This window comes from Bradyrhizobium sp. WSM2254, from assembly GCF_000472645.1.
Taxonomy (GTDB): domain Bacteria; phylum Pseudomonadota; class Alphaproteobacteria; order Rhizobiales; family Xanthobacteraceae; genus Bradyrhizobium; species Bradyrhizobium niftali.
In genome coordinates, this window is record NZ_AXAB01000002.1 from 1 (window position 1) to 17,303 (window position 17,303).

General features: G+C 63.3%; 23 protein-coding genes. 12 read left to right on the plus strand and 11 right to left on the minus strand.

The window, feature by feature from the left end; genetic code table 11:
• On the plus strand, positions 1–224 hold a 224-nt coding region (locus A3M7_RS43660; protein WP_156936805.1), incomplete at its 5' end, for an integrase core domain-containing protein.
• Between the two features lie 101 nt (positions 225–325).
• On the opposite strand, the gene A3M7_RS0102400 is transcribed toward A3M7_RS43660, so the two are convergent.
• Positions 326–1,114 (minus strand): cobalamin-binding protein, encoded by a 789-nt coding sequence (locus A3M7_RS0102400; protein WP_027542485.1) that lies wholly within the window; start codon positions 1,112–1,114, stop codon positions 326–328.
• A 119-nt stretch (positions 1,115–1,233) separates the two neighbouring features.
• On the opposite strand from A3M7_RS0102400, the gene A3M7_RS0102405 reads away from it, so the two are divergent.
• Together A3M7_RS0102405 and A3M7_RS0102410 are read left to right on the plus strand one after the other, a co-directional pair.
• Positions 1,234–1,635 carry a PaaI family thioesterase gene (locus A3M7_RS0102405; protein ID WP_027542486.1) on the plus strand — a complete coding sequence of 134 codons (402 nt, stop codon included), beginning with the start codon at positions 1,234–1,236 and terminating at the stop codon, positions 1,633–1,635.
• 150 nt (positions 1,636–1,785) lie between these two features.
• Positions 1,786–2,391, plus strand: coding sequence for a GNAT family N-acetyltransferase (locus A3M7_RS0102410; protein ID WP_027542487.1), 606 nt, complete (start codon positions 1,786–1,788; stop codon positions 2,389–2,391).
• Between the two features lie 60 nt (positions 2,392–2,451).
• Here A3M7_RS0102410 and A3M7_RS0102415 read toward each other — a convergent pair whose 3' ends face one another.
• The 3 genes from A3M7_RS0102415 to A3M7_RS0102425 all read right to left on the minus strand — a co-directional run bounded on the left by A3M7_RS0102415 (position 2,452) and on the right by A3M7_RS0102425 (position 4,373).
• Positions 2,452–2,757, minus strand: coding sequence for a hypothetical protein (locus tag A3M7_RS0102415; protein ID WP_027542488.1), 306 nt, complete (start codon positions 2,755–2,757; stop codon positions 2,452–2,454).
• A gap of 103 nt (positions 2,758–2,860) precedes the next feature.
• On the minus strand, positions 2,861–3,547 hold the full coding sequence (locus A3M7_RS0102420; protein WP_027542489.1) for a DUF2161 domain-containing phosphodiesterase: 687 nt from the start codon (positions 3,545–3,547) through the stop codon (positions 2,861–2,863).
• 145 nt (positions 3,548–3,692) lie between these two features.
• Positions 3,693–4,373: an SDR family oxidoreductase gene (locus tag A3M7_RS0102425; protein WP_027542490.1), complete on the minus strand. Its 681-nt coding sequence runs from the start codon at positions 4,371–4,373 to the stop codon at positions 3,693–3,695.
• 119 nt (positions 4,374–4,492) lie between these two features.
• On the opposite strand from A3M7_RS0102425, the gene A3M7_RS43665 reads away from it, so the two are divergent.
• Positions 4,493–5,284 (plus strand): SGNH/GDSL hydrolase family protein, encoded by a 792-nt coding sequence (locus A3M7_RS43665; protein ID WP_049823180.1) that lies wholly within the window; start codon positions 4,493–4,495, stop codon positions 5,282–5,284.
• Here the strand turns inward: A3M7_RS43665 and A3M7_RS0102435 are convergent.
• Positions 5,229–5,972, minus strand: coding sequence for a tyrosine-protein phosphatase (locus tag A3M7_RS0102435; protein ID WP_027542491.1), 744 nt, complete (start codon positions 5,970–5,972; stop codon positions 5,229–5,231). The two genes, A3M7_RS43665 and A3M7_RS0102435, sit on opposite strands and share 56 nt — an antisense overlap.
• A gap of 48 nt (positions 5,973–6,020) precedes the next feature.
• On the opposite strand from A3M7_RS0102435, the gene A3M7_RS0102440 reads away from it, so the two are divergent.
• Positions 6,021–6,347, plus strand: a complete 327-nt coding sequence (locus tag A3M7_RS0102440) for an MliC family protein (RefSeq protein WP_027542492.1) — start codon at positions 6,021–6,023, stop codon at positions 6,345–6,347.
• Between the two features lie 110 nt (positions 6,348–6,457).
• On the opposite strand, the gene A3M7_RS0102445 is transcribed toward A3M7_RS0102440, so the two are convergent.
• Positions 6,458–6,661: a DUF2735 domain-containing protein gene (locus A3M7_RS0102445; protein ID WP_027542493.1), complete on the minus strand. Its 204-nt coding sequence runs from the start codon at positions 6,659–6,661 to the stop codon at positions 6,458–6,460.
• Positions 6,639–7,103 carry a hypothetical protein gene (locus A3M7_RS46045; protein ID WP_198033684.1) on the minus strand — a complete coding sequence of 155 codons (465 nt, stop codon included), beginning with the start codon at positions 7,101–7,103 and terminating at the stop codon, positions 6,639–6,641. The genes A3M7_RS0102445 and A3M7_RS46045 overlap by 23 nt, the downstream gene beginning before the upstream one ends.
• Before the next feature lie 97 nt (positions 7,104–7,200).
• Here A3M7_RS46045 and A3M7_RS0102450 point away from each other — a divergent pair, with 97 nt between their 5' ends.
• The 4 genes from A3M7_RS0102450 (at position 7,201) to A3M7_RS0102465 (ending at position 10,692) form a co-directional block, all read left to right on the plus strand.
• Complete coding sequence (locus A3M7_RS0102450; protein ID WP_025575433.1) at positions 7,201–8,235, plus strand: glutamine synthetase beta-grasp domain-containing protein; 1,035 nt, start codon at positions 7,201–7,203, stop codon at positions 8,233–8,235.
• 196 nt (positions 8,236–8,431) lie between these two features.
• Positions 8,432–9,133: a GrlR family regulatory protein gene (locus A3M7_RS0102455; protein ID WP_027542494.1), complete on the plus strand. Its 702-nt coding sequence runs from the start codon at positions 8,432–8,434 to the stop codon at positions 9,131–9,133.
• An 18-nt stretch (positions 9,134–9,151) separates the two neighbouring features.
• Positions 9,152–9,838, plus strand: coding sequence for a substrate-binding domain-containing protein (locus A3M7_RS0102460; RefSeq protein WP_027542495.1), 687 nt, complete (start codon positions 9,152–9,154; stop codon positions 9,836–9,838).
• Positions 9,839–9,870: 32 nt separating this feature from the next.
• Complete coding sequence (locus A3M7_RS0102465) at positions 9,871–10,692, plus strand: tetratricopeptide repeat protein (RefSeq protein WP_027542496.1); 822 nt, start codon at positions 9,871–9,873, stop codon at positions 10,690–10,692.
• Between the two features lie 87 nt (positions 10,693–10,779).
• On the opposite strand, the gene A3M7_RS0102470 is transcribed toward A3M7_RS0102465, so the two are convergent.
• The gene (locus A3M7_RS0102470; protein ID WP_027542497.1) at positions 10,780–11,238 is read right to left on the minus strand and encodes a hypothetical protein; all 459 of its coding nucleotides are present in this window, start codon (positions 11,236–11,238) and stop codon (positions 10,780–10,782) included.
• Positions 11,239–11,344: 106 nt separating this feature from the next.
• Between A3M7_RS0102470 and A3M7_RS46050 the strand changes: the two genes are divergently transcribed.
• Entirely contained in the window at positions 11,345–11,494 is a 150-nt protein-coding gene (locus tag A3M7_RS46050; protein WP_007609497.1) for a hypothetical protein, read from the plus strand.
• Here A3M7_RS46050 and A3M7_RS48215 read toward each other — a convergent pair.
• Positions 11,491–11,769, minus strand: a complete 279-nt coding sequence (locus A3M7_RS48215; RefSeq protein ID WP_156936807.1) for a hypothetical protein — start codon at positions 11,767–11,769, stop codon at positions 11,491–11,493. The genes A3M7_RS46050 and A3M7_RS48215 overlap by 4 nt on opposite strands.
• Between A3M7_RS48215 and A3M7_RS0102480 the strand changes: the two genes are divergently transcribed.
• Positions 11,762–12,466, plus strand: coding sequence for a GrlR family regulatory protein (locus A3M7_RS0102480; RefSeq protein ID WP_027542498.1), 705 nt, complete (start codon positions 11,762–11,764; stop codon positions 12,464–12,466). The genes A3M7_RS48215 and A3M7_RS0102480 overlap by 8 nt on opposite strands.
• Positions 12,467–12,643: 177 nt before the next feature.
• Here A3M7_RS0102480 and A3M7_RS48220 read toward each other — a convergent pair whose 3' ends face one another.
• The gene (locus tag A3M7_RS48220; RefSeq protein ID WP_156936808.1) at positions 12,644–12,880 is read right to left on the minus strand and encodes a hypothetical protein; all 237 of its coding nucleotides are present in this window, start codon (positions 12,878–12,880) and stop codon (positions 12,644–12,646) included.
• Between the two features lie 627 nt (positions 12,881–13,507).
• On the opposite strand from A3M7_RS48220, the gene A3M7_RS0102490 reads away from it, so the two are divergent.
• On the plus strand, positions 13,508–15,130 hold the full coding sequence (locus A3M7_RS0102490) for an ABC-F family ATP-binding cassette domain-containing protein (protein ID WP_027542500.1): 1,623 nt from the start codon (positions 13,508–13,510) through the stop codon (positions 15,128–15,130).
• Between the two features lie 157 nt (positions 15,131–15,287).
• Here the strand turns inward: A3M7_RS0102490 and A3M7_RS0102495 are convergent, their stop codons facing one another.
• Complete coding sequence (locus tag A3M7_RS0102495; RefSeq protein ID WP_245284187.1) at positions 15,288–17,081, minus strand: adenylate/guanylate cyclase domain-containing protein; 1,794 nt, start codon at positions 17,079–17,081, stop codon at positions 15,288–15,290.
• Between the last annotated feature and the right edge of the window lie 222 nt (positions 17,082–17,303).

Here is a 17,303-nt window from a genome sequence, read left to right on the forward strand (position 1 = left end):
CATATCGGCCGCAGACCAATGGCAAAGTCGAACGCTTCTGGCGCACCCTCGATGAGGACGTCATCGAAGGCGCGACCTTCGACCATCTCGACCACTTCGCCAAAGAACTGTTCGAGTACCTCGTCTACTACAACAACCACAGACCCCATCAGGCCTTGGCAGGACAAACTCCCAAGGCCTTCGCCGCTACCAAGGCCACCCCGATCCAATCAGCGAATTATTGAACATCGACAATTGCGAGGAGCCCTTGCGACGAAGCAATCCAGAGTCCCTCCGCGGAGACGCTCTCGATTGCTTCGCCGCGCTCGCAATGACGGAAGAAAGATCAGAAGCGTTCTCCCCACAGCGCCTGCACGATTGCATCCAGTCCATCCGTCAGCGCCGCAGGTCCCGGCTGCAGGATGATCGGTGACTTGATCTCGACGATGCGGTTGTCGCGCACGGCCGGAATCTCGCTCCAGCCCTCGCGCGCGCGGATGCGGGCAGGCACGACTTTCTTGCCGCACCATGATGCGAGGATCACGTCGGGGGCTGCCTTACGCACGTCGTCCGCCGAGACGATACGATCCTTCGCCGCCTGCCGATGCCGCAGCTCTGGAAAGACATCCTCAGCCCCGGCGATCTCGATCAGCTCGGACACCCAGCCGATGCCTGATATCAGCGGATCGTCCCACTCCTCGAAATAGACCTTTGGCTGCGGCAAGGGGCGGGACGTTGCGGCGATCGCGGCGAGACGCCGTTCGAATCCTTGGGCGAGTTCCTCGGCGCGCTTGGCGGCGCCGACCAGAGCACCGAGAGTCCGGATCATCGCCAGGATTCCCGCAACGTCGCGCTGGTTGAAGACGTGGACATCGACGCCGGCCCGCACGAGATCGGCCACGATACCGGCCTGGAGATCGGAGAAGGCGAGCACGAGGTCCGGTTCCAGCGCCAGGATCTTTGGAATGTCTGCGGAGACGAAGGCCGACACCCGTGGCTTCTCGCGCCGCACCTGAGGCGGGCGCACGGCGTAGCCGGAGACGCCGACGATGCGGTCCTGCTCGCCGAGCAGATAGAGCGTTTCGACCGTCTCTTCGGTCAGGCAGACGATGCGGCGGGGAGGGAAGTGACGCATGGGAGCAGCATATGCACAAATGCGGGCGTCGATGTCAGCATGGCCATTACCTCGGACGTCATTGCTTTGCCGCGCGAAGCAATTCACGCTGAGACAACAACGAATTGGGAGGATATCCGATGACGCCGCTCGAGAAACTTAAAGCGATGAAGATGCCGTTCGCCGAGCTCAAGGGCGTCGAGTTCGTCGAGGCAGAGAAGGACCGCGTGGTGGCACGGATGACCGTCAGGCCCGATCTCTGCACCCTCCACCACACCATCCACGGCGGCGCGGTGATGGCGCTGGCCGATTCCGTCGGCGCGGCGGCGACCGTGATCAACCTGCCCGAGGACGCCAAGGGCACGACGACGCTCGAGAGCAAGACCAATTTCATCGGCGGCGCCAGGGAGGGAACCACGATCATCGCCACCGCGACCCCGGTTCACCGAGGCCGACGCACCCAGGTCTGGACCACCCGGCTCGAAACCGAGGACGGCAAGCTGGTGGCCGTGGTGACCCAGACGCAGCTGGTCCTCGTATGATTACGGGGCTTTGATTTTGTTAACGAAATAGTCGCTCCCGATGCCCGAAACTTGGGCAGGTTCCCGTCTTGAAAATTATGGTGCGATGCACAACATAGGGGTCCTAGGGATTCGAACGCCTCCTCGAGGGACACCAAGAGGAGTTTTGACGTGGTACTTGAAGAGACCGTCCGCACCGCCCCAGGCTATGTGCGGACCCTGATCCAGCAGGAAGAATTGCCGCTGCTGCGCGATCACCTGCTAAGGCTCGATGCCGAAAGCCGGCATGATCGTTTCAACGGTTTTCTCGACGACAGCTTCATCGAGCGTTACGCCGCCCGCTGTGCCGAGGACGGCACCGTGATCGTCGCCTATATCGTCGACGGCGTAGTCCGCGGTGCGGCCGAGCTGCATCCGCCGGAGCACGATTCTCTGCCCGAAGTCGCGTTCAGCGTGGAGGCCTCTGCGCGCCGCAAGGGCGTCGGCAGCGTGCTGTTCCGCCGCCTGATCGCGGAAGCGCGCTGGAAGGGCTACAAGCACCTGCGCATCACCACCGGCGCCGAGAATCACGCGATGCGGGCGCTTGCCCGGAAGTTCGGTGCGCATCTCGCCTTCCGCCACGGCGAATCGACCGGCACGATCGATCTGGCCAAGACGCCGGAAGCCGAGCTGGCCGAACTCGCAGCCGCGCCGTTCACGGCCGGGCGCGCGCTTCTCAGCTTCAACTCGACCTGCTGGAAGATCATCTCCAGCATGTACGGCAATCGCGCCGCCTGAATCAAAAAGCGGACCGGCAAAACCGGTCCGCTTTTGTATTGGGGGTCGTGGGCGAGGCGCTCAGGTGCCGGTGCGTGTGCCGGTGCCGAAGCGGCGGACGACGCGGCGTTCGACCACGACGGAGCGCTGTGCGCCTTGTTCGCCGGCGATCACGCGCGTGGCGGTGATGCGGCTGTTGGTGCGGGCCAGTTTCTTCACCTCGGCCTGCACGACATCGAGCGGCATCCCCATCAGAGCTGCGGCGATCTCGGCCTGCTGCTCCTGGTCGTCGGTGATGCCGACGGCGGCGAAGATCGCCTCGTCCAGGGTGGGCGGATCGTGACGCACGCGCCGCGTGCCGTACTTGGTATTCCAGTCTGCGCTCATGGGGGCCTCGTTTCGATCCGGGATACCTAGTGCCGCCTATGTTGCATTGCAATATGAATTTGGTGTGGCATCTCAGCTATTCACGACTTGCATCGATCCTGTGTCATGCCGGTGACGGAGCACCTGCGTTCACCTCGATCCGTTGCTGGGGCCAGCGCTTCAGCGCTGCATGGCCGGCCTCGGTGAGCCCGTAGATTCCCCGCTCCGTGCGTTCGAACCAGCCATACACATTGTTAAGCAAGATCTTGCCGGCATCGGGACACCGTTCGCGCAATTCGCGCACGCGCCGCGGCCCCTCGGCGAGCGCGGAGGCGCAGGCCAGCGCCTGCTGCCGGTAGGCCGTCATGATCGGCGCGCGGGTGCTGCCGCCGAGCACCGGATCGCCCTGGCGACGCTGATGCTCGGCAACGAGCCGCGAACGCTTTTTCGGCTCGCGTCGCGGCGCCGCGGTCGGCGGCTTCACCAGCACCTCGACCTGCCCGCGGTCGGTGACCCCCAGCATACCGAAGCCGAGGCGGCGACAGAGATTGCGATAGCGCGCGTCGCTCTCGCGCCCCTTGCCACGGATCGACATCTTGGCGGCAATCCAGACCTCGTCGCCCGCCGGCGCGCGGTCGACCGCCTGGAGGATCAGCTCGAGATTGAAGGCGAGCTTGAGCTCGCCGATCACCACCACCGGCGGGTCGCCGGCGCTGAGGCCCACGAGATCGCAGCCGCCGATCTCGCCCTTGACCGTGAAGCCGAGCTCTTCGAGGAAACGTTTGACGGGCAGGTAGAGCGCGGTTTCCACAGGTGTTCCGATCGGAGAATCAATTCCAGCCAGTCTAGCCCGGATCGGACTCGGGGCTCTCCGCCATTTGATCGGGAACAGATGGTCCGCCGGCAAGCAGAGCATCCGCTTCAAGGGCGATCTGCGGCTCTTGGTGCCGGATTGATCACACCCGCCCGCTGACCGGGATCAGCGCGCCGGTGATGCCGCTCGCGGCATGGCCGGCGAGGAACAGGATGACTTCAGCAAGCTCCTGCGGCGTCACCCATTTGGCGAAGTCAGCTTTCGGCATGTCGGCGCGGTTGGCCTTGGTGTCGATGATCGACGGCAGCACCGCGTTCACCGTCACCTTGCCCTTCCACTCGCCGGCCAGCGCCTCGGTGAGGCGATGCACGCCGGCTTTCGACGCCGCATAGGGTCCCATGCCATTGCCGGCCTGGAGCGCGCCCATGGCGCCGATGTTGACGATGCGGCCGGCGCTGGACGCGGCGAGATGCGGCAGCGCCGCGCGCGAGGCGTTGAGCGCGGTCAGCACGTTGAGCGCATACATGCGCTGCCACGTCGTGATGTCGCCGTCGCCGACGGTCTCGAAGGCAAAGCCGCCGGCGATGTTGATCAGGGCATCAAGCCTGCCGAAATGTTTTGCCGCAGCCTCGATCGCCGCCTTCGCCTGCGCCGCGTCGGAAAGATCGACGCCGCCGATCTCGATGCGCTCGGGCGACGCTGGCATTTGCGAGGGCGCGTAATCGATGCCGGCGATCCGTGCGCCGCGAGACTGCGCGACCTCCGCAACCACTTTGCCGAGAGCGCCGAGCGCGCCGGTCACGACAATGACTTTTCCCTGCACGATGCTCTCCGTCGTTCCACTTCGCTGGGACTATTGCTCCGCTCGAATTGGACTTGCAATGGCGACGGCTTCCAAGCTGGGGTACAAATGCAACTTTAGATCGTCGAGGAGGTTGTTTCATGCCTGACAATTTTCCAACCCTCGAATTTCCCGCTTCGATCGTTGATTTCAAACATCCGCTCGACAACTTCCGAACCGCGTTGGCCGGAACGGGGCCCGTACGCATCGTGGCGATGGGATCGTCTTCGACGGCCGGACTCGACAATGTCGTTGCCTATCCCGCACGGCTCGAACTGTACTTGAGAAGACACTTCAAGGATCACGATCAGCGTCCGAACATCCGGATCGACGTATTCAACCGGGGCAAGGGCGGCGAAGAAGCGAACCTGGAAGTGCCTCGGTTCAACGACGACATCTTTGCTGACAATCCATCGCTGGTACTTTGGCAAGTTGGAACCAACGCCGTTTTCCGCCAGAAAGATTTCAACTTCGATGAGGTGGTCGGCAAAATCGCAGAGGGATTGAAACTCCTGCACGATCATCCGACCATCGATGTCGTGCTGATCGATCCGCAATACACGACGGCCATGCTGTTCGACGACAACGTCGAGCTGGCCGAAAAGATGGTTTCAGCGATCCGAACCGCTGCGCAAGACGCCGAGGTTAACCTGTTCCAGCGCTGGGCGCTGATGCGGCACTGGCACGTGTACAACAAGGCGTCGTTCGAGCAGCTCGTTGCCCCGGACGATGGGCTGCTGTTGCACCAGAGCGACTGGAGCACAATGCATGTCGCCCGTGCCCTTCGTTCGGCGATCCTCAAGGCCGCCGGAGCCACGCAAAAATGCGGGTGCTTGATTACGACTGCAGATAACGCGCCCGCAGCGCCTCCCGCTCCGGTGGGCCAATCTTGAGCCCATCGCGCAAATAGGTTTCGAGATCGCCGTATTCCTTGCCGACGGCTTCGAACGCAGCGGTAAGGTAGGAGGCCTCGACGCTGCCGATGGCATTGCGCACGTCCTCGGGCAGGTCGATGGCAGCCGTGGCGTCGCGCCGGTAAAACTGGTTGGTCAACAGGTAGTCCTCGGCAATGACGTCATCGGAAACGCCGAGCGCATGCAGGATCAGCGCGCTGGCAAAGCCGGTGCGGTCCTTGCCGGCGGTGCAGTGGATCACGAGCGGGGCGCGGTCTTCCAGCAGATGGCCGAACAGTGCGCGAAAGCTGTGCGTGTTGTGGCGGACATAGTTGCGGTAGGACTCGCGCATGAGCTCCAGTGCGACCGGCGCGGTCAACGTGCCCCGGGCGAGTTCGGCGCGCAGGGCGGCAACAACCGTCGGCTCGATCGGCAGCGAGTGCACGGTGATCTCGTTCACGACGCAGACACCGGCGGCGCGCTCCTCCAGCCCGCGAAAATCGAACGCGCTTCTGACGCCGAGCGCGCGGACGATTTCGATGTCATCGGCGGTGAGCTGACCGAGATGGTTGGAGCGGAAGATATGCCGCCAGCGCGTGGTGCGGTCGTCGGTGGTCGGATAGCCACCGAGATCGCGGAAATTGCTGGCGCCTTGCAAGGCGAGGTGACGGGTAGGGGAGTCGGACATCGGATTTGCTTTTGTTATGTTGCCGGCGGATCATTACAGGGGGCGATCATGAACCGGCACAAGGCCATTGTTTTGGCGATCACCATGCTGGCGGGCGGAATCTTCGGCATGCGGCCGGCCGGTGCACAGACGTTCCAGACCTACCGCTGCGCCGATGGTACGCAGTTCATCGTCGGGTTTTATGACGCCGACAAGCGCGCCTTCCTCCAGATCGACGGCGAACCCGTCACGCTCGCCAAGCGGCTGACGGTCTCGGGCGCGCGCTATTCGGGGGCGGGGGTCACGCTGAGGATCGGCAAGTCGGGAGCGACCACCGTCAAGCATCTGAAGCGGCCGGTCACGGCCTGCGCGGTGGTCGAAAAGCCCGGGCTCTAGCCGCGAGGCGATCAAGAATCAAAAAGGGTCGAAACCTCGTTGTTTCGACCCTCTTCAAACTGCTGCCGGTCGCTCCAGGGAGCGTCGCGGGATTGAACCAAACGCAGGCATTAGCGATCCCATTTCGGCTTGTCTTCGTCGACGGCCTCCTGATGGTACCAGCTTCCGCTGCAAATCGTCTCGTTGGCGGGAAGCGAGAGACGGTCGGCAGGAAGGCGGGCCTCACCGTAGCGGCGTCCTCCGAGAGCCGCGCGGCCCCCGGCGGGGAATTGGTAGATCTTTGCAGATCCCTCACTCAGACCATTGTTCATCATTGCGGTATCTCCTCGGGTCGAAGCGCTTGGCCTCCATGGTGCGCCCGACTCGTTCGATTGTGGTTACTGGAATCCCCATATCGGCCGCGCGCCCCGAAATGCAAAGTGCTGAAAAGGAAATCAGTTTCAGCCCATTTTCTAGGCAGCGTGCTTTCTGCATCCTCCAAGGCACCAGCTTGGTGACTAACGCTTGGGCCATTGCGAAGGTTGCTGGCGACGGGGCGAAGACTTTGCGAATATTGCCGGACGTTGATGCGCGTTTCATCGGCAACCTCCGGCGCAGGTCGGGCTGCTCCAGAATCAGGCGTTTTCCGCGGGATTTTTGCGGTGCAGCTTCACGCAAAGGTGCGCCGCTATGACGCACGCCGTTGTGGACGCCCAGCCGGCGGCGCGGAGAGCCCGGCGGCAGGGGAAAACCTTCCGTAGTGCGGCCTTTTGGCACGTAAAATGCTTGTAAGCGGTCGGCCGATGGTGGCCGGGTACAAACGTGCGGGGGCCCCAGGGCCCCCAACCTTTCGCATCATCTACAGAGAGGCTCAATGACCAAGTACAAGCTCGAGTACATCTGGCTCGACGGATATACGCCGACTCCGAACTTGCGCGGCAAAACTCAGATCAAGGAATTCGCGTCGTTCCCGACGCTCGAGCAGCTTCCGCTCTGGGGCTTCGATGGCTCCTCCACCCAGCAGGCCGAGGGCCACAGCTCCGATTGCGTGCTGAAGCCGGTCGCCGTCTTCCCGGACGCTGCCCGCACCAACGGCGTGCTCGTGATGTGCGAAGTCATGATGCCCGATGGCAAGACCCCGCATGCCTCCAACAAGCGCGCCACCATCCTCGACGATGCGGGCGCCTGGTTCGGCTTCGAGCAGGAATACTTCTTCTACAAGGACGGTCGTCCGCTCGGCTTCCCGGCTTCGGGTTATCCGGCGCCGCAGGGCCCGTACTACACCGGCGTCGGCTTCTCGAACGTCGGCGACGTCGCCCGCAAGATCGTCGAAGAGCATCTCGACCTCTGCCTCGCGGCCGGCATCAACCATGAAGGCATCAACGCGGAAGTCGCGAAGGGCCAGTGGGAATTCCAGATCTTCGGCAAGGGCTCCAAGAAGGCCGCTGACGAAATGTGGATGGCCCGCTACCTGATGCTGCGCCTGACCGAGAAGTACGGCATCGACATCGAGTTCCACTGCAAGCCGCTCGGCGACACCGACTGGAACGGCTCCGGCATGCACGCCAACTTCTCGACCGAGTACATGCGCACGGTCGGCGGCAAGGAGTACTTCGAGGCCCTGATGGCCGCGTTCGACAAGAACCTGATGGACCACATCGCCGTCTACGGCCCGGACAACGACAAGCGTCTGACCGGCAAGCACGAGACCGCGCCGTGGAACAAGTTCAGCTACGGCGTGGCCGACCGCGGCGCTTCGATCCGCGTGCCGCACTCCTTCGTCAACAACGGCTACAAGGGCTATCTGGAAGACCGTCGCCCGAACTCGCAGGGCGACCCATACCAGATCGCTTCGCAGATCCTGAAGACGATCGCGTCCGTGCCGGCAGAGAAGAAGGCGGTCGCCTAAGATCCTCCCGGCCCGGGCTGGGGGGCTTGCCCGGGTTGGCTTTCGATCCGCCGGAGCTGAAAGGCTCCGGCGGATTTTTTGCATTTTGATGACGGGCGTTCCTGTGGCCTGTCGACCCCGGCGGTGTGAAACTTGTCCATCGCCATCGAAAGCGGGATAGAGTGTTACTGGATGCGCGCAGGGCCGGGGACGGCTGGTGTTTGAGGGTTTCTACAAGGTGCGGTTTCAGCTCGGCGACGCCGTTGGCCGGAGCGTGATGCATGCCGGCAATGGCAAGATGCTCGGCGGCAATTCGGCCTTCGCCCATATCGGCACCTACGAGAAGACCGACGACGGCGTCGACATCGTCATCAAGACCGTCCGCCACAACCCCGATCCGAACTACCGCGCCATGGCCGGCACCGATGATGCGACCTTGCTGGCGAAAGGCTGGGCCGACGGCGATCTCTATCGTTTCAAGGGCGAGCTGAAGGAGCTGCCGGGCGTTCCCTTTCAGTCGGTGATGACGCCGATCACCGAGGACGAGGTGCCGATCGCCGGCGGCGTCGGCGAGGGCGGTATCGGCGATGGCCTCTATTCGATCCACCTGCGCATGCTCGACGGCGTCGATGGCGGCCTCACCGGCGTGATGCTGCTCAACCAGGGCCGCATTCTCGGCGGCGATGCCTCGTTCTACTATCTCGGCAGCTACACCGCCACGAACGGCCGCTGGAAGGGCCAGATCCTCAATCAGGAGCACACGCCGGCCAAGGACGATCCGATCTTCGGCGGCCACGAGGTCGGCATCGGCTTCTCCGGCAGCTACGACGCGGAGCAGGCGGTGCTGGAGGCAACGGCGCTTGCCGGCAAGCGCAGCCTGCGCCTGACCGCCGCGCTCAAGCTGATGCACCGCGCCTGAACTCATCCGGGAATACACATGGAAAAGTCCATCCGCATGCTTTCGACGCTCGGCCTGATGGGCGCGATGCGCAGCCTGTCGTCCGCCTTCGAGACCGCCAGCGGCATCCACATCGATGCCGACTTCGCGCCGACCCTGGCGCTGCTCAAGCGGCTGCGCGACGGCGAGGCCGCCGATCTCGTCATCCTCACGCGCGAGGGGCTCGATGAGGTGATCGGCGAGGGCCGTGTGATCGCCGAGAACGCAGCCGATCTCGCGCGCTCCTTCGTCGGCATTGCCGTACGGGCAGGGCAGGCGCATCCCGACATTGCGACCGAAGCTGCGCTGCGCAAGACGCTGCTTGCGGCGCGGTCCGTCGCCTATTCGCGGCTGGGCGCGAGCGGCGTGTACTTCGCCCAGCTGATCGTGCGGATGGGGATCGCCGCCGAGATCAACGCCAAGGCCACCATCGTCGAACAGGGCTTTACCGCCCAGCGGCTCGTCAGCGGCGAGGCGGATCTGGCCGTGCAGCAGATCAGCGAGCTGAAACAGGTCGACGGCATCGAAGTGATCGGGCCGGTCCCGCACGATTTGCAGACACCGGCCGTGTTCTCCGCCGGCCGCATGGCGAGCGCGAAACATGCCGAAGCCGCGGACCGGTTGCTGCGCTACCTCGCATCGCCGGAGGTCGTGCCCGTTCTGCGTCAATCGGGACTCGAGCCTTGAATTTGCCGGAGCTGGGACGCAACGTGGTGTCCATGCGGACCTATCTTCTTGCCATTCTCCTTGCGCTTGCCGCGCCCCTCGCGGCGCATGCTCAGTCGGCCGACCTCGTCCTGTGCGACCGGGTTGCGGCCGATCCCAGCGATCCCGACAAGCCGGCTGACGTGAAGGGCGCCGCGGAGGTCGCGGCCTCCGACGTCGCGACCGCCATCAAGTTCTGCAAGCAGGCCGCGCCATCTTCGCGGCGTGCGATGTTCGCGCTCGGCCGTGCCTATGCCGCCAACCGGCAGACGGCGGAGGCGATCGCTGCCTGGCGGAAGGCTGCCGACAAGGGATCGAGCGCGGCCATGGTCGAGCTCGGCGTGCTCTACGGCACCGGCGCCGGCGTTGCCAAGGACGAAGCGCAGGCGCGCAAATTGTTCGAGAAGGCGGCGCAGGCCGGCAATCCCCGCGGCGTCAGCAATCTTGCCGCGCTCGGCGGCGCCGGCGGTGGCGCGCCCGCCGATCCCGCGCAGGCGCGCGCGCTGCTGGGCAAGGCCGCCGAGACCAACGCGGAGGCGCAGTACCAGCTCGGCCTGATGCTCTCCGAAGGCACGGGCGGCGCGCAGGACGACGTCGCGGCGCGCGCGCTGTTCGAGAAGGCGGCCGCGCAAAACCATCCCGGCGCGCTGGAGCGGATGGGCGCCTTCGCACAGGAAGGCCGCGGCGGCGCGAAGGACAAGGATGCCGCGAAAGCCTATTACGAGCGCGCCGCAGCGCTTGGCGACGAAGACGCCAAGAAGGCGCTGGAGCGGCTGCGCTGCCCCTACGCGATCAAGGACAAGCAGGGCAAGCTCGTCACCACACTGTGCTTCTAAAGCGCGATGAGATCGCGCTTTAGAATTATTGTTTGAGCATGATCTTTTCGGAAAACCGCTGCCCGCTTTTCCGGATCATGCTGTAGCTCACTTGTAGTAGTAGGCGACGTTGTTGCGGGCGTCGCGATAGGTCGTCTCGAGAAAATCAGGATACTGCGCCGCCGCCCGCGCCACGGCGCGCACGACGCAGGTCCAGAAATCCCCATCCCAGCTGAAATGGGTGAAGGTCGCGTCCTCGAATTTGACCGCGGTGATGATGGCCTGCTTGATCGCGGCGTCATCGGCGCGCGGATGGGCGCGCTTCAGGTAGCCGAACATCGGCCCTTCATGGGCATGGTCGCGATCCCAGCGGTATTTCGCGCTGATCTGCTCCGGCGTGAGGGTGCGATTGATGCGAACCTCTTCGGCGGTCGGGCGCCCTTCGATCGAATCCAGCCGGTAACGCCAGCGCCAGAGTTCGAACGCGGCATCGAGCAGCGGTTGCTTCGCCGCGCTGGCGATGATGGCAGCGATCTGCGCGTCAGCTGATGGCTCCGTCTGATCCATGCCGCTTTGTCGCGCGCTCGTGCCGACGGGTTCGAAGGCGCTGTCGAAGGGAAGGAACCAGCTCCGGCAAGCGCTGTTGAGATGACAACAAGCGGGAGGCCCGATCATGATCCGCAAACTGGCATCCGGCGAGTATCGCCTTTACTCACGCAAGGTGAATCCGAAGACCGGCAAGCGTCGCAACCTCGGCACCTTCAAGAGCCGGGCTGCGGCCGAGAAGCACGAGCGCGAGGTGCAGTATTTCAAGCGTCACTAGCGCGTGGCGAGAGGGCCGTGACCACGCAAGACAAAAAAGTCGAAAAACAACCCCATGCACAGTAGCCGCGGCGCTGAAATCACAACGAAATCATTGATTGCGGATTTAGCGAAATTCGTTTGACCCGTCGGGCAAAACAGGGGCATGGTGGCATCATGCAGCGAAAGGTCCGGCGAGCGGCCCTTGCGCGAAAAAGCCGGATGGAACCGATGCGGCGGCAGTGCTAGGTAGCCTGCGATTCTTTTCCGATTTTGCGGGTTCAAGGCGTTGCTCAACGGGCTCTACAAGGTTGAATACGGCATCAACGGCGCCTTCGGCCGCAGCATCATGTGCATGCACAATGGCAAGATGCTGGGCGGCAATTCCGCCTTCGCGCATCTCGGGACCTATGAGGTCAGGGACGGCGCGATCGAGGCCAATGTCATCACGGAGCGCCACAACGAGGATCCCAATTACAAGCCGCTGATGGGCACCGACGTCGCCGCGATCAAGGTGCGCGGCCGGACGGAGGGATCGACGATCCTGTTCGAGGGCAAGGCCGATCCGGTGCCGGGCAGCGTGTTCTGGGCCAACCTCGCGCCGCTCGACGACGAGGCGCTGCCGCCGCGCGGCACGGTCGGCCCCGGCGGTATCGTCAACGGGCTGTACTCAATCCACATCCGTGCGCTCGACGGGATCGATGCCGGGCTGTCGGGCGTGATGCTGCTGATGGATGGCCGCATCCTCGGCGGCGATGGGTTCTTCTATTATCTCGGCTCCTATTCCTCGGCGGATGGCCGCTGGAAGGGCGAGATGCTGAACCAGGAGCACACGCCGGCGAAGGACGAAAATCCCGTCTTCGGCGGCTATGAGGTCGGGATCGGCTTCTCGGGAACCTGCACGGCCGATAGCAGCGAGCTCGAGGGCATTGCGCTCGCCGGCAAGCGCAGCCTGCGCCTTGCGGCCTCGCTCAAGCTGATGCGAAGGGCGTAGGGCGGATACTCGTAGAAACTACGTCCGCTGCCCTGAAAAGCGGACATCGAAGGTGTTCTGGATCAACGGCGTCCCTGGGCCAACAGCGGGTGGGCTGCCACCAGGTCGCGCCTGTTGCGCGCGTTTGCGGCCCAATTTTCGTCCCCTGGTTGCATAGATGATAATTCTCATATAGTTTTAGGCTGATTTTGAGTTTTCGCTTTTTTTCCTGTCAATTTCCCTTACCGGATATCGGTAATGAATTACCAGAACGTCGACAGAATTGCTGTCGGTATGCGTTTCAGGATGAGCGAGCTTGGTGCCGCTCGATGCCCAGAGATTGCCGACCGGAGTGGCATCGTCATTGACGTGAGCCGTCGCACCACTGGCATCACCGTGCTGTTCGATGGCGCCCGAAGACCAACGTGCCTGCACAGGGACTTCATATCGCCCATCTCGGATGGGGAGGTCACCGCGCCTTCTATCGCTTCAGACGAATGAGGGTCCGCGATGTTTTCAAAACCGCGCGAATGGTCGAGGCACGAGGCGCAGCGATTGACGACTCTCGCGCGTCAGAAAACCTGCGCCGGCGACATAGCCCGTGAGCTTGATCGCCATGTCACTTCAGTCAGAAAGAAGGCACGCGAACTCGGCTTGCTGCTCCCGAAGCGGGCCGACGTCTCGCGACTACGTGGGAAGTGAAATCATTCAATGTGGCGCGTCGCGCGCCACCGCCGCCTGCGACGGACTTCGTTAGGTAGAGATCTGACGTAGGCGCGCGCCAAATGTATTCCCCTTGGCAGCCACGCGGGGCGCAATGCCGCGCATGATGTCGCCAGCGGATGGGGCATCAACGGACCTCACGGTTTGCGGCTCGGACGGCGCGCTTCGGGCCGGACGCGGACAGCGAACTGGCTGTCAGCGGGCACGAAGCGCCGTTTCGGGACGAATTCCAGCAAGCTGGCGTGACCGGCGAGGCGGAATCCGGGCCCGGCCGGGCTTCCCCTTGGGACCGGCATGGCCTATGACGCTGCAACGCAAAAATTCCCCCAAAATGACCTCATGATCCGCCTCGACAACGTCAGCAAGCAAGCCGGCCACCAGATCCTGTTCATCGAAGCCTCCGCCGCCCTCAACAAGGGCGAGAAGATCGGGCTCGTCGGCCCGAACGGCGCGGGCAAGACCACGCTGTTCCGTATGATCGCCGGTGAGGAGCTGCCGGACGAAGGGCAGGTCTCGACCGATCGCGGCATCACCATCGGTTATTTCAATCAGGACGTCGGCGAGATGAGCGGCCGCAGCGCCGTGGCCGAGGTGATGAACGGCGCCGGCCCCGTCAGCGAGGTCGCGGCCGAGTTGCGCCAGCTCGAGGCTGACATGGCCGACCCTGACAAGGCCGACCAGATGGACGAGATCATCGCGCGCTATGGCGAGGTGCAGCACGCCTTCGAGGAACTCGACGGCTATGCGCTCGACGGCCGCGCGCGCGAGGCGCTCTCCGGTCTCGGCTTCAGCCAGGAGATGATGGACGGCGACGTCGGAAAACTCTCCGGCGGCTGGAAGATGCGCGTGGCGCTGGCGCGTATTCTTTTGATGCGGCCCGACGTCATGCTGCTCGACGAGCCGAGCAACCATCTCGATCTGGAAAGCCTGATCTGGCTGGAGAAATTCCTGCACGACTATGAGGGCACGCTCTTGATGACCTCGCATGACCGCGAGTTCATCAACCGCGTGATCTCCAAGGTGATCGAGATCGATAGCGGCTCGCTGACGACCTATACCGGCGATTACGAATTCTACGAGCAGCAGCGCGCGCTGAACGAGAAGCAGCAGCAGGCGCAGTTCGAGCGCCAGCAGGCCATGCTCGCCAAGGAGATCAAGTTCATCGAGCGATTCAAGGCGCGTGCCTCGCATGCAGCCCAGGTGCAGAGCCGGGTGAAGAAGCTCGACAAGATCGAGCGGGTCGAGCCGCCGCGCCGCCGCCAGACGGTGGCGTTCGATTTTCCGCCGGCACCGCGCTCGGGCGAGGACGTCGTGGCGCTCAAGAGCGTCCACAAGGGCTATGGCAGCAAGCGCATCTATGACGGTCTCGATTTCATGATCCGCCGCCGCGAGCGCTGGTGCGTGATGGGCGTCAACGGCGCCGGCAAGTCGACGCTGCTCAAGCTCGTCGCGGGCGCCAGCGAGCCGGACGAGGGCACGGTGGCAGTCGGCGGCAGCGTCAAGATGGGCTATTTCGCCCAGCACGCCATGGACCTGCTCGACGGCGAGCGCACCGTGTTTCAGTCGCTGGAAGACGCGTTTCCGACCGCGGGGCAGGGCTCCTTGCGCGCGCTCGCCGGCTGCTTCGGCTTCTCCGGCGACGACGTCGAAAAGCGCTGCCGCGTGCTCTCAGGCGGCGAGAAGGCGCGCCTCGTGATGGCAAAAATGCTGTTCGATCCGCCGAACTTCCTGGTGCTGGACGAGCCGACCAACCATCTCGACCTCGCCACCAAGGAGATGCTGATCACGGCGCTGTCGGATTTCGAGGGCACCATGCTGTTCGTCTCGCACGACCGGCACTTCCTGGCGACGCTGTCGAACCGGGTGCTGGAGCTGACGCCCGAAGGCATCCACCAGTTTGGCGGCGGCTACACGGAGTATGTCGCGCGCACGGGGCAGGAAGCGCCGGGGTTGCGGCCGTGAACCCATAAATCTGCCGGTCGGTCGGCCTGCCAGAGTCCGCTATGCCCCGATAGCGACCAAGTTCCGCAGCACGTCGAAATGACGCGATCGGCCAGGAACGGAAGTCGCACTCACTCGATCAACTCGTCGCGACCGGGCGAGCACCTGGCCGTGATGGTCATTCGGGCAGCCCGGCTTGCCGCAATCCTTCCTGGTATCGCGAGAGGTCTTCGGCACGCCGATAAGGGCCACACACGTCTTTGAGAGTGGAAACACGTAGCGCGGGATTCAGTTGCCGCAGCCGAGCCACTGCCTTATGTGCTTCGTCCAGCCGTCCGGCCATTGCGTTGCTCGCGGCGGCGATGCGCAATCCAGGTTGATAGTCCGGCTTGTCCTGCAATGCCATTGCCGCCCACGATGTGGCCTCATCATAGCGGCCCAGGAAGAAATCTGCATGCGCGGTCCCCGCTCGCATCCCGTTCACCCGCGCATCAAGTGGGCTAAAGCGCATGGCACGCGCGAAGCGCTCGATCGCCGCGTCCGGCTCGCCGAGAAAGACTTTTACCCAGCCGCCCGAAAACCATGCCTCGGCCAAATTGGAATTGAGCACAAGCGCGCGATCGATTAAGGCGGCGCCTACCCCGGGATCGCGAACGACATACACCAATGCATACCCGCCGGTGGCGAGCGCTATCGCGTCATCCTTGCCCAACTCAACCGCCCGATGAGCGAGCCTCTTTACTTCGGCAATCTCATTCGGAGTGCCTGAAAACCAGCCATTGGTCTTGGCAATGAGGTAGCAAGAGGCGGCACGACCGTAGGCGGCCGCAAAATCCGGGTCGAGCTCGATCGCGCTGTTGAACAGGCGCAGTGCCTCGTCGTTCGCTTGCCGGCCGGCAAACTGATAAAACTTGGCCAAACCGCGCAAATAGAGGGCATAGGCGTCGAGGCTGTCGGTCGGCTTGCGCTTGGCACGCTCGATTTCGGCCTTTTCCACCGCCGGCGCAATCGCCCCGACAACGCTCTCGGTCACCTGGTCCTGCAGATCGAAGATGTCGCCGAGACCACCATCAAACCGGTCTGCCCAAAGATGTGCCCCAGTGGCGGCATCGACGAGCTGTCCCGTGATGCGTACTCGATTTGCCGCCTTGCGAACACTCCCTTCCAGCACGTAGCGCACCCCAAGCTCGCGCCCGACCACCTTCACGTCGACTGCGCGCCCCTTGTATGTGAAGCTCGAGTTGCGGGCGATGACGAACAGCGCCTTGAAACGAGACAGCGCCGTGATGATTTCCTCCACTATCCCGTCCGCAAAATATTCCTGCTCCGGATCGCCGCTCATGTTCTGGAACGGCAGCACGGCGATGGACGGCTTGTCGGGAAGCGGAAGCGCCTGAGGTTGGCTCACAGCCGAACTTGATTGCACTACGGAAGGGATTTGACCAGTCAGCCGAACCCGCCAGACCCGCATAGGCTCGGCAATATTTTTGAGGGGCTGCGGTCCCATATCATCGCAGGCAATCTCGACCTTGCCCCGAATCTGCCGATAGGCATCATCGGACATGCAGACGCCGCCCGGTTCGGCGATGCCCTCAAGGCGGACAGCAATGTTGACGCCATCGCCGAAGATGTCGTTGTCATCGAAAATGACGTCACCGACGTGAATGCCGATGCGGAATTCGATCCGCTTGACCTTCGGCTCATCGATATTCTGTTCAGCCATGCCGCACTGAATTTCGACGGCGCAGCGTACGGCATCCACGATGCTCCCGAACTCAACGAGGGCGCCGTCCCCTGTATTCTTGACGACACGTCCGTGATGCTCAACGATTTTGGGATCGAAAAGCTTCTTTCTAAGCGCTTTCAGTTGCGCCAGCGTGCCTTCTTCGTCGATCCCTATCAAGCGGCAAGAGCCAGCGACATCCGCCGCCAGAATAGCCGCCAGTCGCCGCTCGACGTGCTCACTGCTCAAGATGCACCCCCATGCTCGGGGAAATTGAATGGTTATATAGCAGAAATCTTGAGCCGATGTCCGGCTATGCTCATGCCCGAGACGGGGCATTCGCGACCGGGTCGAACCAGTTGCAAGTCAAGCGGGAGTGATACTCGCCGTCATGCCGGGCTTGTCCCGGCCATCCACGAACTTTCACATGCACCGAAAAACGTAGATGCCCGGGCCTTCGCCGCGCCGAAG